This window comes from Rhodopila sp., from assembly GCF_035548095.1.
Taxonomy (GTDB): Bacteria; Pseudomonadota; Alphaproteobacteria; order Acetobacterales; family Acetobacteraceae; genus Rhodopila.
The window spans coordinates 132,612-147,448 of sequence record NZ_DASZUV010000004.1; the positions used below are offsets into that span (position 1 = coordinate 132,612).

16 protein-coding genes are annotated in these 14,837 nt (G+C 67.3%); 10 read left to right on the plus strand and 6 right to left on the minus strand.

The genetic code is table 11. The features are described from left to right. The first annotated feature begins 155 nt into the window (after positions 1-155). The 8 genes from VHC04_RS04865 (at position 156) to boxB (ending at position 7,253) form a co-directional block, all read left to right on the plus strand. Positions 156-467, plus strand: a complete 312-nt coding sequence (locus VHC04_RS04865) for a putative quinol monooxygenase (protein ID WP_325678580.1) — start codon at positions 156-158, stop codon at positions 465-467. Between the two features lie 182 nt (positions 468-649). Beyond that, on the plus strand, positions 650-1,576 hold the full coding sequence (locus tag VHC04_RS04870; RefSeq protein ID WP_325678582.1) for a 3-keto-5-aminohexanoate cleavage protein: 927 nt from the start codon (positions 650-652) through the stop codon (positions 1,574-1,576). 74 nt (positions 1,577-1,650) lie between these two features. Further along, positions 1,651-1,851, plus strand: coding sequence for a hypothetical protein (locus tag VHC04_RS04875; RefSeq protein ID WP_325678584.1), 201 nt, complete (start codon positions 1,651-1,653; stop codon positions 1,849-1,851). Positions 1,852-1,896: 45 nt separating this feature from the next. Beyond that, a complete protein-coding gene (locus VHC04_RS04880; RefSeq protein ID WP_325678586.1) occupies positions 1,897-3,027 on the plus strand; it encodes a thiolase family protein in 1,131 nt (376 codons plus the stop codon). Positions 3,028-3,039: 12 nt separating this feature from the next. Next, entirely contained in the window at positions 3,040-3,441 is a 402-nt protein-coding gene (locus VHC04_RS04885; protein WP_325678588.1) for a Zn-ribbon domain-containing OB-fold protein, read from the plus strand. A gap of 6 nt (positions 3,442-3,447) precedes the next feature. Continuing rightward, a complete protein-coding gene (locus tag VHC04_RS04890; protein ID WP_325678591.1) occupies positions 3,448-5,010 on the plus strand; it encodes a benzoate-CoA ligase family protein in 1,563 nt (520 codons plus the stop codon). Continuing rightward, complete coding sequence (locus tag VHC04_RS04895) at positions 5,007-5,792, plus strand: alpha/beta fold hydrolase (RefSeq protein WP_325678593.1); 786 nt, start codon at positions 5,007-5,009, stop codon at positions 5,790-5,792. Before VHC04_RS04890 ends, VHC04_RS04895 begins: the two co-directional genes overlap by 4 nt. Positions 5,793-5,804: 12 nt before the next feature. After that, positions 5,805-7,253, plus strand: coding sequence for a benzoyl-CoA 2,3-epoxidase subunit BoxB (boxB, locus tag VHC04_RS04900; RefSeq protein WP_325678595.1), 1,449 nt, complete (start codon positions 5,805-5,807; stop codon positions 7,251-7,253). 175 nt (positions 7,254-7,428) lie between these two features. Here boxB and VHC04_RS04905 read toward each other — a convergent pair whose 3' ends face one another. Genes VHC04_RS04905 through VHC04_RS04920 form a run of 4 tightly spaced genes read right to left on the minus strand, consistent with a single transcriptional unit; the run spans position 7,429 to position 10,844 of the window. Further along, entirely contained in the window at positions 7,429-8,364 is a 936-nt protein-coding gene (locus tag VHC04_RS04905) for a ribokinase (RefSeq protein WP_325678600.1), read from the minus strand. A gap of 28 nt (positions 8,365-8,392) precedes the next feature. Beyond that, a complete protein-coding gene (locus VHC04_RS04910; RefSeq protein ID WP_325678602.1) occupies positions 8,393-9,304 on the minus strand; it encodes an alpha/beta fold hydrolase in 912 nt (303 codons plus the stop codon). Next, positions 9,274-10,668: an amidase gene (locus VHC04_RS04915; protein ID WP_325678604.1), complete on the minus strand. Its 1,395-nt coding sequence runs from the start codon at positions 10,666-10,668 to the stop codon at positions 9,274-9,276. Before VHC04_RS04915 ends, VHC04_RS04910 begins: the two co-directional genes overlap by 31 nt. Beyond that, a complete protein-coding gene (locus VHC04_RS04920) occupies positions 10,665-10,844 on the minus strand; it encodes a hypothetical protein (protein WP_325678606.1) in 180 nt (59 codons plus the stop codon). The genes VHC04_RS04915 and VHC04_RS04920 overlap by 4 nt, the downstream gene beginning before the upstream one ends. Positions 10,845-11,200: 356 nt before the next feature. On the opposite strand from VHC04_RS04920, the gene VHC04_RS04925 reads away from it, so the two are divergent. Beyond that, positions 11,201-12,379 (plus strand): CaiB/BaiF CoA transferase family protein, encoded by a 1,179-nt coding sequence (locus VHC04_RS04925; RefSeq protein WP_325678608.1) that lies wholly within the window; start codon positions 11,201-11,203, stop codon positions 12,377-12,379. A gap of 80 nt (positions 12,380-12,459) precedes the next feature. Continuing rightward, the gene (locus VHC04_RS04930; RefSeq protein ID WP_325678611.1) at positions 12,460-13,005 is read left to right on the plus strand and encodes a CHAP domain-containing protein; all 546 of its coding nucleotides are present in this window, start codon (positions 12,460-12,462) and stop codon (positions 13,003-13,005) included. A 12-nt stretch (positions 13,006-13,017) separates the two neighbouring features. On the opposite strand, the gene VHC04_RS04935 is transcribed toward VHC04_RS04930, so the two are convergent. After that, positions 13,018-13,698, minus strand: a complete 681-nt coding sequence (locus VHC04_RS04935) for an RlmE family RNA methyltransferase (protein ID WP_325678613.1) — start codon at positions 13,696-13,698, stop codon at positions 13,018-13,020. Between the two features lie 10 nt (positions 13,699-13,708). Then, complete coding sequence (locus tag VHC04_RS04940; RefSeq protein WP_408903776.1) at positions 13,709-14,806, minus strand: Ppx/GppA phosphatase family protein; 1,098 nt, start codon at positions 14,804-14,806, stop codon at positions 13,709-13,711. Positions 14,807-14,837: the final 31 nt, after the last annotated feature.

Sequence of the window (14,837 nt, forward strand, 5' to 3'; positions counted from 1 at the left end):
ATTGTCGGCCATGCGGCGACCATGACGGGCCACGTTGCACCGCGTCAATCGCGTTCTGGGTGACGGGCGTGGGGCTTCGCGTCGGCGCCTTGATGACGCATCATGGCGACGGCACGCCAAGGCGTGACCCGTTGAGTCCAAGGAGCAGAGACATCATGATCCACGTTGTTGCGGTCATCACCGCCAAGCCCGGCAAGCGGGCCGAGATTCTGGCGGCCTTCAAGGCCAACATGCCGGCGGTCCATGCCGAGGCCGGCTGCATCGAGTACGGTCCGGTGGTCGACGCCGAGGGCGTCGGCCCATTCCAGACCAAGTACGGGGAGGACACGTTCCTGGTGCTGGAGAAATGGGAGAGCCTGAAGCATCTTGCCGACCACGCCGCCTCTCCGCACATGAAAGCCTATGGCGCGAAGACGAAGGACCTGATCGCGAATCGCGTCATCCACGTGCTGTCGCCGGTGGCCTGATCCGGTGGCCGGGCCGGGGTCATGCCCCGGCCCTTCCGGTCTCCCCCAACAGCCGCTCGTGCGACCGGGGCCGTTCCCAGGGCTGTTCCTCCTTGGCGCGGGGCGCGGACCTTAACCCCTGGCCCTCGCCCATCGCCTGCGGCTAAATACGCGGGCCGATCGGATTTGAGAGGAAGACGTCCATGGCCAAGGTCATCATCAGCTGCGCCGTCACGGGGGCCATCCACACCCCCAGCATGTCGCCTTATCTGCCGATCACGCCGGAGGAGATCGCGAAATCCTCGATCGAGGCCGCGGAGGCCGGCGCCGCCATCATCCATCTGCACGCGCGCAACCCGGTGGACGGATCGCCGACGCCGGACCCGGCGGTGTTCATGCAGTTCCTGCCGCGGATCAAGCAGAACACCGACGCGGTGATCAACATCACCACCGGCGGCGGCCTGACCATGACACTGGATGAGCGGCTGGAGGCGCCATTGCTGGCAAAGCCGGAGATGTGCAGCCTGAACATGGGCAGCATGAACTTCAACATCTCCCGCGCCGGCGACCGGATCAAGGAGTGGAAGTTCCCCTGGGAAAAGCCCTACCTCGACAACACCGACAACTTCATCTTCCGCAACACGTTCAAGGACATCGAGGGCATCGTGGAGCGGCTGGGCAAGGGCCACGGCACCCGCTTCGAGTTCGAATGCTACGATATCGGCCACTTGTACAACCTGGCCTACATGCTGGACCGCAAGGTGGTGGAAGGCCCGCTGTTCGTGCAGTCCATCTTCGGCATCCTGGGCGGCATCGGCGCGGAGCCGCGCAACCTTCTGTTCGCCAAGGAAACGGCCGACAGGCTGTTCGGTGACCAGTATGTGTGGTCCGTGCTGGCCGCCGGCCGTCACCAGATGGCATTCACCACGATGGCCGGCATCAATGGCGGCAATGTTCGCGTGGGGCTGGAGGACAGCCTGTATATCGGCAAGGGCCAGCTGGCGAAGTCCAACGCCGAGCAGGTGGCGAAGATCCGCCGCATCCTGGAGGATCTGAGCCTGGAGATCGCCACCCCGGCCGAGGCGCGGGAGATCCTGAAGCTGAAGGGCGGTGACCGGGTCGGGTTCTGACAAGGAGTGCCGGCGCCTGGACCGTCCACGCCTGCGCGCTGGGCGCCGAGACCGGCGAAGCGGAGATCAACGTCATGGCGGCGTCGGTGTTCAATTCATTCCGCAAGCCGGCCAGTGGTGGCGATGCCGGCTTCAGCGACATGAACAGGGTGGTCAGGACTGTCACCGCGCCGGTCCGGCGGCTGGATGACATGGTGCCGAACGACACCGGTCTGCGCCGAGGACAGGCACCATGTCGCCATGGAGTTCGACTGCATCATGGTCCGGTACACTGAATCGCCGGCACACTGAATCGCCGCACGCTGAATCGGAGGAAGCGCATGTATGACATGCACGAACTGAAGAACAAGGTCGCCGTCATCGGGGTCGGCAACACGAAATACGGCAACTTCCCGCAGTTCGACGAGTATGGCCTGGCCGCCCAGGCCTTCAAGAACGCGGTGGCCGATTGCGGTATCGACAAGAACCGGATCGACGGCCTCCTGGTCTCCCGCATCCCCTATTACGCTCGGATGGGTGAGGTCCTGGGGCTGAACCCCGGGTGGACGATCACGCTGCCGGCGCATGGCCGGATGTCCGGCATGGGCATCATCGAGGCAGCCTCCGCCGTCGCCTCCGGCCTGTGCACCACTGCCGTGCTGCTCTACGCCAATATCGGCCGGTCCCGCCGGGTGAACTACGGCGGCGACGAAAGCCCCGGCACCTGGGACCCGTGGGGGTTCACCTCTCCCGGCGCGGCGCACGCCATGGCTTTCCGCCGACACATGGAGATGTACGGGACCACCACCCGCCAGCTCGCCGAGGTTTCGGTGGCGATCCGCCATCATGCATCGCTGAACCCGGACGCCGTCATGCGCACGCCGATCAGCATCGACGACCATGAGAATGCCCGTTTCATCACCGCGCCGCTGCGGCTGCTGGATTACTGCCTGATCAACGATGGCGCGGTCTGCCTGATCCTGACATCGGCCGAGCGGGCGAGGGATTTCAAGAAACCGCCTGTGCTGATCTCGGGTTTTGGCGGCATGGATACATTCGCGCCATCCTCTATCGCCAATTTCGACATGGATTTCTGGTACCCAGCGATCGATACGTCCGGGAAACAGGCTCGCGCCATGGCCGGCGTTTCCCACCAGGATATCGATGCGCTGATGTGCTACGACAATTTCTCCCCCACCGTGTTGTTCAGCCTGGAGGGCCTGGGCTTCTGCGGCCGCGGCGAGTCGGGCGCCTTCGTCCAGGACGGCGCCCTCAAGCTCGGCGGCAAGCTGCCGGTGAACACCGATGGCGGGCACCTGTCCAACTCCTACATGCAGGGCTGGGCGCTGAACGTGGAGGCGGTCCGCCAGTTGCGCGGCGAATGCGGCGCGCGGCAGGTACCGGACTGCGAGGTGGTGCAATACGTGCAGTCCACGCCGTGCACCCGGTCCATCATCTATACGCGCGGCTGAGGGAGGCCGGTCATGAGCTACAACAAGCCGCTGCCCAAGCTGGACACGCTGAACGGCCCGTTCTGGGAAGGCGCCAGACAGGGCAGGCTGATGCTGCAGAAATGTCCGGCCTGCGGCGATATCCGTTTCCCGCCCGGCCCGGTCTGCCCGAAATGCCTGGCCGACGGGCAGGTATGGGTGGAATCCTCCGGCAAGGGCACGCTGGAATCCTGGGTGGATATGCACCGCGCCTACTGGGACGGCTACAAGACTGACCTGCCCTATCGCGTCTGCCTGGTGAAGCTGGCGGAAGGGCCTGTGCTGGTCAGCAACCTGGTCGACAAGACGGATAATCTGCGCATGGGCCAGCCAGTGAAGGTGGTCTTCGATGCCGTCACGGATGACGTGACGCTGCCGAAATTCTCGCTCGAATAACCGGTCATGGACAGCGGCAACGCCGTCGGCTGGTTCGTCGACCGCCATGTCCAGGCAGGCGGCGGGGACCGCCTGGCGTTCCGTGACCCGTGGCGAGACCTGACCTACGCCGCCCTGCAAGCCGGGACCCGCTGCTTCGCCGCGGCCTTGCGCCGCGCGGGGATCGGGCAGGAAAGGCGGGTGGTGCTGCTGCTGCAGGATACGATCGATTTTCCGGTCGCGTTCTGGGGCGCGATCCGGGCCGGTGTCGTTCCGGTGCCGATCAATACGCTGCTGACGGCGGAGACGGTTGGCTACATCCTGGACGACAGCCGAGCGGCGGCGGTCATCGCGTCCGCGCCGGTGGCCGCGTCGCTGACAGCGGTGTTGGCGGCGGCGGGTTCCGACCGGCTGCTGGTGATTGCGCAGCCGGACGGATCGGCCGGCGCGCCTGCCCTGCCCGGCGCGATCGATCTGCAGTCCTTCCTGGTCGGCGCCGACGCGGCCTGCGCCACCACGCCGGCATCGGCGGATGAAGTTGCCTTCTGGCTGTATTCCTCGGGTTCGACCGGCGCGCCGAAGGGTGTGCGCCACGTCCACGGCAGCCTGCGCGTCACCGCCGAGACCTACGGTGCCCGGGTATTGGGAATCCGACCGGACGACGTGATGTTTTCTGTTGCGAAGGCGTTCCATGCGTACGGACTGGGAAACAGCCTGACGTTCCCGCAATCGGTCGGCGCGGCGACGGTGCTGCTGCCCGACCGGCCAACGCCGGACGCGGTCATCGCCATGATGGCCCGGCACCAGCCGACGCTGTTCGCCGGCGTCCCGACGCTCTACGCGGCAATGCTCGCCAACCCGATGCTGATGCCCGGTGCCGGATCACAACGCCTGCGCCGCTGCATCTCGGCCGGGGAGGCACTGCCCGCGGATATCGGCCGGCGCTGGAAATCCATCGTCGGCGTCGACATCCTCGATGGCATAGGCTCGACGGAGATGCTGCACATCTTCATCAGCAACGCGCCCGATGACATCTGTTATGGCACGTCCGGCAAGCCGGTGCCGGGCTATGAGGCGCGGATCGTCGACGAGCACGACCGGCCGGTGCCGCATGGCGAACCGGGCGAACTGGTGGTGCGCGGCGACAGCGCCGCCGAGGGCTATTGGAATCAGCGCGCCAAGTCCCGGCGTACATTCCAGGGGGAATGGACCTATACCGGCGATACCTATACGCGCGACGAGCACGGCTATTTCCGCTTCAACGGCCGCCGCGACGAAATGCTGAAGGTCAGCGGCATCTGGGTCTCGCCGTTCGAGGTCGAGGAAGCGCTGATCTCCCACGCCGCCGTGCTGGAAGCTGCGGTGATCGGCAAGCGCGATGAGGCCGGGCTTGTGAAGCCGAAGGCGTTCGTCGTCCTGACACCGGAAGGCGCCGCGCGCGATCCATCGGATCTTGTGCCGGAATTGCAGGAACACGTGAAGGCGCGGGTCGGCGTGTGGAAATATCCGCGCTGGATCGAGATGACGGAAAACTTGCCGAAGACTGCCACCGGCAAGATCCAGCGCTTCCGGCTGCGAGACGCGGAATGACGCCCGGCGTCATCACGCTCCCGGACGGCACGCTGGAGATGGCCTGGTGGGGCGATCGTTCTTCCGCTGCGCCTGCGCTGGTGCTGCTGCACGAGGGGCTGGGATGCGTCGAGCTATGGCGCGACGTGCCAGCCCGCCTGCACGACCTGACCGGTTGTCCGGTCTTCGCCTATTCCCGTTTCGGTTACGGCCGCTCCGACCCGGTGCCCCTGCCCCGGCCGCTGGATTACATGCAGCGTGAGGCCGCCGAGACGCTGCCGCGCGTGCTGCGCGCCGCCGACATCAAGCGCCTGGTGCTGATCGGCCATTCCGATGGCGGCTCGATCGCCGCCGCCTATGCCGGCCGCGCGCCGGCGGAGCCGCGTCTGCTCGGCCTTGTCACCATCGCCGCGCATTTCTTCGTCGAGGATCTGAACATCCGCTCCATCGAGCAGATCGGCCGCGACTATGACACCACCGACCTGCGCGCCCGGCTCGGCCGATACCACACCCATGTCGACGTGGCGTTCCAAGGCTGGCACGGCGCCTGGCTGGACCCGGGATTTCGTGCCTTCGATCTGACCGAAGAGCTGAGGGGGATCCGGGTGCCGGTACTTGGCCTGCAAGGCGCCGACGATCCGTACGGGTCGGAGGCGCAACTGACCTGCATGCGCACCCATGTGGCCGCGCCGGTCGAGACGCGGCTGATACCCGGCGCGAAGCACGCGCCACACCTGGAGGCGAAGCCGGCCACGCTGGCCGCCATCGCCGATTTCGTGGCTGCCATCAACCCGCGAGTCTGAAAGGACCCTGCCATGCCGGACGGCACCCAGATCGACTATGATGGCTTGATCCCCAACAACGTCGGCCTGAATGAGGATCTCCGCCTGCGCAAGGCGCTGGAGACCTGGCATCCCGGCTATATCGACTGGTGGAAGCAGATGGGGCCGGACGGGTTCCAGGACTGCCCGGTCTATCTGCGCACCGCGGTCGGCGTCGGCGCCGAAGGCTGGGCGAAGTTCGACTTCGTCCGCATGCCGGAGTACCGCTGGGGCATCCTGCTCGCCCCACAGGTCGAGGGCCGTACCATTCCGTTCGGCGAACACAAGGGCGAGCCCGCCTGGCAGGAAGTCCCCGGCGAGTATCGCGCCATGCTGCGCCGGCTGCTGGTGATCCAGGGCGACACCGAACCCGCCAGCGTCGAGCAGCAGCGTCACCTCGGCGCCACCGCGCCGTCGTTGTACGATCTGCGCAACCTGTTCCAGGTGAATGTGGAGGAAGGCCGCCATCTGTGGGCGATGGTCTATCTGCTGCAGAAATATTTCGGGCGCGACGGGCGGGAGGAAGCCGCAGACCTGCTGCATCGCCGCTCCGGCGACCAGGACTCGCCGCGCATGCTGGGCGCGTTCAACGAACAGACGCCGGACTGGCTGTCCTTCTTCATGTTCACCTTCTTCACCGACCGCGACGGTAAGATGCAGCTCGCCGCCCTGGCCCAGTCCGGCTTCGATCCATTGTCACGCACCTGCCGCTTCATGCTGACCGAGGAAGCGCACCATATGTTCGTCGGTGAGACCGGGGTGCAGCGGGTGATCCAGCGCACCTGCGAGGCGATGCGGGAGGCCGGGATCAGCGATCCGTATGACATCGACGCGGTCCGGGCGCTGGGCGTGATCGACCTGCCGACGATCCAGAAGAAGGCGAACCTGCATTTCTCGCTGACCCTGGACCTGTTCGGCAACGAAATCAGCAGCAACGCGGCGAACGCATTCAACGCCGGGCTGAAAGGCCGGTACCGGGAGGACAAGCTGACCGACGATCACCGGTTGACGAACGACACCTATCCGGTCCTGCGGCTGAAGGATGGCGCGATCATCCAAGAGGACGTGCCGGCGCTGGCAGCCCTGAACATGCGCCTGCGGGATGATTTCGTCGTCGATACGCAAGCCGGCATCAACCGATGGAATCGCGTTCTGGAACGGTCCGGTATCGAATTCCGCATGGCGCTGCCGCATGTCGCGTTCAACCGCCGGATCGGCGAGTTCGCCGCGATCCGCGCCGACACCAAAGGCCGGCTGCTGGACAATGCGGCGTGGGAGGCACGCAAGGAAACCATGCTGCCGTCGACCGACGACAACCTGTTCGTCACCGGCCTGATGAAGCCGTCGCTGGAAAAAGGCACGTTCGCACGCTGGATCGCCCCACCGCGCCACGGCATCGACAACAAGCCGGGAGATTTCGAATACGTCCACATCGCGCGGTAGTGTTCTTCCCCCGGCATCCGTCCCCCGGCATTCGGCCCTGCCCGCAACGGTCGGGACACGGCAGGGCCTGGCGGAAAGTGGAGAATGAAAGTTTCCCGCACGGCTGGTATCAGCCGGCATGGAGTTTGACTGATCTCGGTCCCGCCTTGTCACGAGCACCCATCGTTACGAGCTCCTATCGCCGCAAGTCCCCCTTCGCTACGCCCCCCTCGTCACCAGTCCCTCTCGTCATGGCGGTCTCGGTCTCCACCGCCAGCGGCACGCTGCCCTGGCTGCCCGACCGCGTACAGCACAGCGCCGCCGCGGCGCTGGCGCGATCGACCGCCTGACGCAACGTTTCGCCGCGGTCCAGCCGGTGCGCCAGCACGCCGGCGAAACAATCGCCGGCCGCCGTCGTATCGGCCGCCTCCACCGGCCAGGCCGGCGCGTGCCAGGCCGCATGCGATGCCGCGACCTCGGCCCCGTCGCCACCGCGCGTCAGCACCACGGCGACGCCCCCCAGCCGATCACGCAGCGCCCCGGCTGTCGCGGCGCAGCCCAGATCGGCCGCCAGCCACGCGCCCTCGGTTTCGTTCACCACCAGAACGTCCACCGCCCGCAACGTCGCTTCCGGCAGCGGCGCGGCCGGGGCCAGGTTCAGCACGATCCGCGCCGCCGCCGCCCGGGCGCGCGCAACCAGGGCCACCGTCTGATCCGCCGGCACTTCCATCTGCAGCACCAGCGTGGTCGCCGGCCCCAGCAACGCATCCTCCACCTGGTCGGCCCGCGCCAACAGGTTGGCGCCGGACCCGACACAGATCGCGTTCTCACCGCCGGGATCCACCGCGATGGCGGCGCAACCGGTGCTGGCCTCGACAGCGGCGACGCGGGACAGATCGACCCCCGCCTCACGCAGCAGACGCAGCGCGCCATCCGCGAGCGCATCGCGCCCCACCGCGCCGGCCATCACCACCCGAGCCCCGTCCCGTGCCGCGGCCACCGCCTGGTTAGCCCCCTTGCCGCCCGGCTCGATCCGTGTGGTGGGCCCCAGCACCGTTTCGCCCGGCGCCGGAAGGCGCGGCAACGCGAAGATCAGGTCCAGGTTGATCGATCCGAACACCACGACGGCCATGGCCGTTTCCCTCCTCGCCTCAGCCGCGTCACGGCTCCGCGAGGAAGGAGCGCACCTCCCGCAGGAACAGGTCAAGCCGGTCATGGTGCACCCAATGGCCGGCCCCCTCGACGGCCAGCACCCTGGCATTCTGGAAATAGCCCAGCCTGCCGTCGGTTTCCGGATTGGTGGCCCAGCTTTCCTTGCCCCAGACCAGCATCGTCTTGCAGGTGATGCGGCCCCACAGCCCGGCGATCTCCTCCCGCGTCATGTCATAGGGCGGCCATAACCGGACATAGTGGTCGAACTTCCAGCTATAGGTGCCGTCTTCGTTCTGGTTGGCGCCGTGCTGGGTCAGGTGCCGCGCCTGCTCCGCGGTCAGATGCGCATTCGCCTCCTGCATTCGGGCGTACGCGTCTTCCAGGGTCGGATAGCGGCGCGGCTGCTGACCGGCGAGTGCCCGCTGCTCATCGATCCACCAGCGCATGCGGTCCGGCATCGCCATCTTGTCGGCCTTGGCGTGAGAGCGCGGGCCCGGCCCCAGACCCTCGATCGCCACCAGGCGGTGGACATTGTCCGGATAGATGCCGCTGTAGCGCAGCGCGATGTTGCCCCCGAGCGAGTGGGCGACGATCGCCACCGGCGCCAGTTTCTGCTGATGGATCAGTTGCGCGAGGTCGTAGATGTAGTTGGACATCGCGTAGCTGCCCGACGCCGCCCAGGCGGAATCCCCGTGGCCGCGCAGGTCCGGCGCGATCACGTGGTAGTCCCGGCGCAGGTCCGCCGCCACCCAGTCCCAGTTGCGGCAATGGTCCCGTCCGCCATGCAGCAGGATCAATGGCGGCGCGTCCGGATTGCCCCAGTCCACATAGTGCAGCCGCATCCGCTGAGAGAAGAAGTGACGGGAGACCGGCCCCCCCTCCATGGCGCTCATCCGATCGGTGGCTTTTTCGCTGACCATTTCGTCGCCCTCTCATAGCCGGCGGCGACACGCAAGACCGTGGCGTCGTCGAAGTAGCGCCCGACGAACTGGACGGAGACGGGAAGCCCATTGCTGGCCAGCCCCGCCATCATCGCCAGCGCCGGATGGCCGGTGACGTTGAACGGCGTGCGCGCCTGGCGCGGATAGGTGCGCGCCGTCTCCTCGGCGTCATCGATCCGGCTGGCCGGGTCCATGGAGCTGGCACACATCAGCACGTCGCAATCGCGCAGCCGGTCCTCGACCGCCGCGATCACCTGCAAGCGCCGCCGCTGTGCGCCGACATAGTCGCCGGCAGTCATGAAGGCACCCGGCAGCAGGCGGCGGCGGGCGAGCTGCCCGTAGTCACCCGGCCGCTCGCGCAGCCAGGGCGCGTGGATCGACCACGCCTCGGAGCACAGGATCACCCGGTTGATCGCCGCGAATTCCGTCAGGGAGGGCAGCGTCACCGTGCGTATCTGCGCACCCTCGGCTTCCAGCACCCGGGCGACGTCGTCCAGGGCAGCCGAGACTTCCGGGTGGGCGGGGAGGTCGCGTTCGTGGAAATGGCGGATAAACCCGATGCGCAGGTCACGCACACCGCGATCCAGCAGGCGGCCAAAATACCGGGCCTGGGTGGCGGCGCTGCCGGGGTCGCCGGGGTCGTGGCCGGCGATCGCGTCCAGCAGCAGCGCGTTATCGGCGACCGTTCGGGTCAGCGGACCGACATGGTCCAAGGTGAAGGACAGCGGAAACACGCCGCGGCGGGACACCAGCCCATAGGTCGGCTTCAGTCCGACGATGCCGCAGGCGCTGGCCGGGTTGCGCACCGATCCGCCGGTGTCGGTACCCAGCGCCAGCGGGAAGAGCCCGGCCGCCACACCGGCGCCGGACCCGGATGAGGAGCCGCCCGGATGATGGTCCGGATTCCACGGATTGCGCGCCGGCGGAAACGGCAGATCGAAGCTCGGTCCGCCGATCGCGAATTCGTGCGTCGACAGCTTGCCGATGATGATCGCCCCGGCCTCGCGCAGTTTCTCCACCACCACCGCGTCCGCCTTGGCGATGGTGTCGAGCAGAATTTTAGAGTGGCAGGTGGTCGGCAGCCCGACCACGTCGATGATGTCCTTGATGCCGACCGGCACGCCGTGCAGCGGACCGCGGATGCGGCCAGCGGCGATCTCGGCCTCGGCGGCTTTGGCGGCTGCCATCGCGGCGTCCGCGTCCAGGCGGATGAAGGCGTTCAGCCGCTTGTCCAGCGTCCCGATACGCTCGAGCAGGGCCGTCATCAGCTCGGCCGGAGACAGCGTCCTGGCCGCGAACGCCCTTGCAGCCTCGGCGGCGCTGAGCCAATGCAGAGCGGTCATAGGCCGGTCCCCGCGCGCATCGGCGGCCAGGGTTCCGCGGCCGGGTCGGTCGGGACCTGCACGCCATGCGCATTGTTCAGCGCCTGCGCCGCCGCCGCCTTCACATCGTCCGGAAACGCGGCCAGCGCCTTGTCCAGACCAGCCGCCTTCGCCAATGCCTCGATGATCGCGTCCATGCACCCACCCTTCTGCCAGGGGCCGGCGCGGCCGCCCGAAGCCTTGGGCGAAGCACGCCTGACCAGGAACGGATCATGCTGCGCGCGCGAGAAGAGCGAAAGAGGCACGGCCACGCGGCGCGGCAAAAGCGCGACCGCCCGCCGTGGTAAAAAAAGCGGTACGACCCGGGGGGATGGGCCGTACCGCTGAAGGTGTCGCGGGCATTGCCGCGATTGCGGGGAGGAAACAGGACACCGCCTGAGCGGCTCCGGGCTCGTTTATATGGGCGAATCCTTTATGAGAGGTTAACGGCGCCCGCCGCGATCGGATATTTGGGCGAAATTTTCTGTCTTTCTTCTACCGGAAGTAGTGTCGCATGAGCACACCCCCGTTGACCGGCCTGAAAGTGCTGGAGATCGGCCACTATATCGCCGCGCCGTTCTGCACCCGCATTCTCGCCGACCTCGGCGCCGAGGTGATCAAGGTGGAACCGCCCGGCGGTGACCCGTTCCGCGGGTGGGGCGCGGCGAAGGACGGACACTCGGTCTGGTTCAGCATCCATGGCCGCAACAAGCTGTCGGTCGAGCTTGACCTGAAGTCGCAACGCGACATCCTGCTGAAACTGGTGGAACGCGCCGATGTGCTGGTGGAGAATTTGCGGGCCGGCCAGCTGGAACGGCTGAAGATTGGCCCCGACGTGCTGCGGCAAGCCAACCCGCGGCTGGTGATCGCCCGGATCTCGGGTTACGGCCAGGACGGCCCGTATCGCGACAAGCCTGCCTTCGGCGCGATCGGCGAAGCCATGGGCGGGCTGCGTCACTTGACCGGGCATCCCAGCGGCAGCTCCGAGCTGCCGCCGCCGCGCTGCGGGATTTCGATCAGCGACGATCTGGCGGGGATGTACGCGGCGATCGGCCTGCTGGCCGCGGTGTGGCAGCGCGACGCTGCCGGTACCGGCGTCGGGCGGGTCATCGACGTGAACCTGGTGGATTCGGTGTTCAGCCTGATGGAGGGCATGCTGCCGGAATATGCGCTGGACGGGCGGGTGCGGCAGCCCATCGGCGCCGCGATCGAGACGGCCGCGCCGACCAATACCTATCCCTGTGCCGACGGACGCTGGCTGTGCATCGCCGGCAACTCCGATCTGATCTTCCGCCGTCTGATGGCGGCCATCGGCCGGCCGGAACTCGCCGACGCCCCCGAATACGCCACCAACGGGCTGCGCTGCGCGAACCGGAAGGCACTGGATGCCGCCATCGCCACCTGGACAAGGACCCTGCCGGCCAAGCAGGCCGAGGCGATCCTGGAGGCGGCCGAAGTACCCTGCTCGCGCTTGTACGACATCGCGGATTGCGCAACCGACCCGCATTTTCTGGCCCGCAAGGCGGTGCAGGCGGTCGATGATCCGCTGACCGGCAGGACGCTGCACCCAGGCCCGGCGATCCGCCTGGACGGTGAGAGGCCGGAGGACGTGGTGCGTTGGACCGGCCCGGCGGTCGGGGCGCACACGGACTACGTGCTGCACACGCTGTTGGGGCTACCCAAGGCAGGGTAGCGGCGAGGACACTGGCCGCGAATCGGCTTTGCGCGTGCATGATGCCGACAAGATCGCGCATGCACCGATGAGCCGCCGCCATGTCTTGTCTCGCCGCCCGCCTGCTGCCACTGCTCTGCCTGGTGCTTGCGGCCTGCGGGTCGACCCGCCCTTCCCCGGAGTCGGGGAGCTATGTCGGCGGCAGCGTCGCCATCGAGTGCGCGCCATTCGCACGCGCCCTGACCGGTGTGAACCTGACCGGCGACGCGGCTGATTGGTGGCCGCAAGCCGCCGGGCGCTATCAACGGTCCGCCAATCCGGATGTCGGCAGCCTGTTGGTATTCAGACGCTCATCCCGTTTGCCCTCGGGCCATGTCGCCGTCGTGTCGCAGGTGCTGTCCGCTCGGCAGATTCGCGTCAGCCAGGCGAACTGGGTGCATCATCGGGTCACCAGGGACCAGTCGATCGTCGATGTTTCGCCGGCCGGCGACTGGACGCAGGTGCGGGTGTTCTGGCCGCCCACCGGCCAGTTGGGCACCACCGTCTATCCGACATTCGGGTTCATCCATCCCGATCGGCCGCCAAGCAGCGGCGCCATCGCACAGCGGACACCCGAGGCGATCCGGACCGCCCAGGCCGGGTGGTGAGCCGGCCTTGGCCTATCCCTCCGTCCGGCCCTTGAATCCCAGCGCCACAACGTAAAGTTCGCTGGATTCCTTGCGGCTGGCCGGGGGCTTGGCATGCTTTACCTGGGCGAAATGACGCTTCAGGTTGTCCAGCATCTGCCGTTCCGATCCACCCTGGAACACCTTGGCCACGAAGCCGCCGCCGGGGGTCAGGACCCGGATGGCGAAATCCACCGCCATTTCGGCAAGCGCCACGATGCGGATGTGATCCGTGGCGGCATGGCCGGTGGTGTTGGGCGCCATATCGGACAACACCAGATCGGCTTCCCCGCCAAGCAGTGCCACCAGCCGCTCCGGCATGTCGGCATCCGTGAAATCCGCCTGCAGGATGGTCGCGCCCGGCAGCGGATCGACTTGCAGCAAATCCACCGCCAGCACCGATGACGCCCCGCGACGCACCGCCACCTGTGTCCAGCCGCCCGGCGCCGCGCCCAGGTCCAGCACGCGCGCACCGCGCTTGATCAAGTGAAACCGGTCGTCCAATTCCAGCAGCTTGAATGCCGCGCGCGATCGCCATCCCTGCTGTTTCGCAGCCGTGACATAGGGATCGTTCAACTGGCGCGCCAGCCACCGAGCCGAGGCGGCAGAGCGGCGTTTCGCCGTCTTCACCGAAACCGACAGCCCGCGCGAGGACGGGATGGACGGGCGCTTCATGGCAGGCGTTTCATTGACGGCAGGAATCCCGCCGCCGCCCGTCGTGACGGCCCTGCTTCTGGCGGTCCGCGCGCATCAACCGAAGCAGCACGCCTTCCCGCAATCCCCGATCCGCGACGATGATGCTGGGTGCCGGCCAGAGCCGCGTAATCGCGGAGAACACGGCGCAACCCGGCAGCACGAAGTCGACACGATCCGGCCCGACACAGGGATGCTGCAGCAGGCCCTCGCGGCCGAGTGCACGGAGCGCGGTGAGGGCGTTGTCGGCCTCGTGGTCGGCGAGCTCCACACCGTCCACCGCCGGGCGGCGATATCGCTCGAGATTCAGCGCGACGCCGGCCAGCGTCGTCACCGTCCCGCTGGTTCCCAGCAGCCGCACGCCGCCGGCGGCGATCTCTCGCCCGATGCAATGCACACGCTCAAATGGCAGGAGTCGCTGGACCACGTCGTCGACCATCGCTTCAAACCCGACGGCGCAATACCCGGCGTCGCCCCAGCGCTCCGCCAGGTTCACCACGCCGACCGGCAGCGAATCGAAGCCAATCAGCTCCGGCCGGCCGCCAGTCAGCCGCACCCAGGCAAGCTCCGTCGAGCCGCCGCCGATGTCGAACAGCAAGGCACGCCTGCCATCCGTCGGCAGCAGCGGGGCACAGGATTCCAGGGCGAGTTCCGCTTCCTCCCGTCCCGAGATCACACCGAAATCGAACCCTGTCTCCTGCTTGACCCGCAGCAGGAATTCACGGCCGTTGACGGCCTTGCGGCATGCCTCGGTCGCGATCGCCCGCACCTGCCGCACCGGGCGCCTGGCCAGACGGGTCGCACAGGCTTCCAGGGCGCCGATCGCGCGGTCCATCGCTTCGGGACACAGGCGGCCGGTCGCCTGCAGCCCCTCCCCCAGACGGACGATGCGAGAGAAGCTGTCGAGGACGCGAAAACCCTCGGCATGCGGCGTCGCCACCAGCATGCGGCAATTGTTCGTCCCCAGATCCAGGGCCGCAAAAGCCGGACCGTGATTGCGGCGCGCCATCGGGTAACGCGGCAACGTGGTCTGCGGCAGCACGGCCTGGCCGACGGGCTCTACCTCGGACGTGTCGTGCAACAGCGTCATTGCTGGATTGTCAACCGACTATCATCCGTCG

What these genes read in the sequence shown, in the direction of transcription:
- VHC04_RS04865 (WP_325678580.1), top strand. Translation starts at nt 156, where the DNA reads ATGATCCACGTTGTTGCGGTCATCACCGCCAAGCCCGGCAAGCGGGCC.
- VHC04_RS04870 (WP_325678582.1), top strand. Translation starts at nt 650, where the DNA reads ATGGCCAAGGTCATCATCAGCTGCGCCGTCACGGGGGCCATCCACACC.
- VHC04_RS04875 (WP_325678584.1), top strand. Translation starts at nt 1,651, where the DNA reads ATGGCGGCGTCGGTGTTCAATTCATTCCGCAAGCCGGCCAGTGGTGGC.
- VHC04_RS04880 (WP_325678586.1), top strand. Translation starts at nt 1,897, where the DNA reads ATGTATGACATGCACGAACTGAAGAACAAGGTCGCCGTCATCGGGGTC.
- VHC04_RS04885 (WP_325678588.1), top strand. Translation starts at nt 3,040, where the DNA reads ATGAGCTACAACAAGCCGCTGCCCAAGCTGGACACGCTGAACGGCCCG.
- VHC04_RS04890 (WP_325678591.1), top strand. Translation starts at nt 3,448, where the DNA reads ATGGACAGCGGCAACGCCGTCGGCTGGTTCGTCGACCGCCATGTCCAG.
- VHC04_RS04895 (WP_325678593.1), top strand. Translation starts at nt 5,007, where the DNA reads ATGACGCCCGGCGTCATCACGCTCCCGGACGGCACGCTGGAGATGGCC.
- boxB (WP_325678595.1), top strand. Translation starts at nt 5,805, where the DNA reads ATGCCGGACGGCACCCAGATCGACTATGATGGCTTGATCCCCAACAAC.
- VHC04_RS04905 (WP_325678600.1), bottom strand. Translation starts at nt 8,364, where the DNA reads ATGGCCGTCGTGGTGTTCGGATCGATCAACCTGGACCTGATCTTCGCG.
- VHC04_RS04910 (WP_325678602.1), bottom strand. Translation starts at nt 9,304, where the DNA reads ATGGTCAGCGAAAAAGCCACCGATCGGATGAGCGCCATGGAGGGGGGG.
- VHC04_RS04915 (WP_325678604.1), bottom strand. Translation starts at nt 10,668, where the DNA reads ATGACCGCTCTGCATTGGCTCAGCGCCGCCGAGGCTGCAAGGGCGTTC.
- VHC04_RS04920 (WP_325678606.1), bottom strand. Translation starts at nt 10,844, where the DNA reads ATGGACGCGATCATCGAGGCATTGGCGAAGGCGGCTGGTCTGGACAAG.
- VHC04_RS04925 (WP_325678608.1), top strand. Translation starts at nt 11,201, where the DNA reads ATGAGCACACCCCCGTTGACCGGCCTGAAAGTGCTGGAGATCGGCCAC.
- VHC04_RS04930 (WP_325678611.1), top strand. Translation starts at nt 12,460, where the DNA reads ATGTCTTGTCTCGCCGCCCGCCTGCTGCCACTGCTCTGCCTGGTGCTT.
- VHC04_RS04935 (WP_325678613.1), bottom strand. Translation starts at nt 13,698, where the DNA reads ATGAAGCGCCCGTCCATCCCGTCCTCGCGCGGGCTGTCGGTTTCGGTG.
- VHC04_RS04940 (WP_408903776.1), bottom strand. Translation starts at nt 14,806, where the DNA reads ATGACGCTGTTGCACGACACGTCCGAGGTAGAGCCCGTCGGCCAGGCC.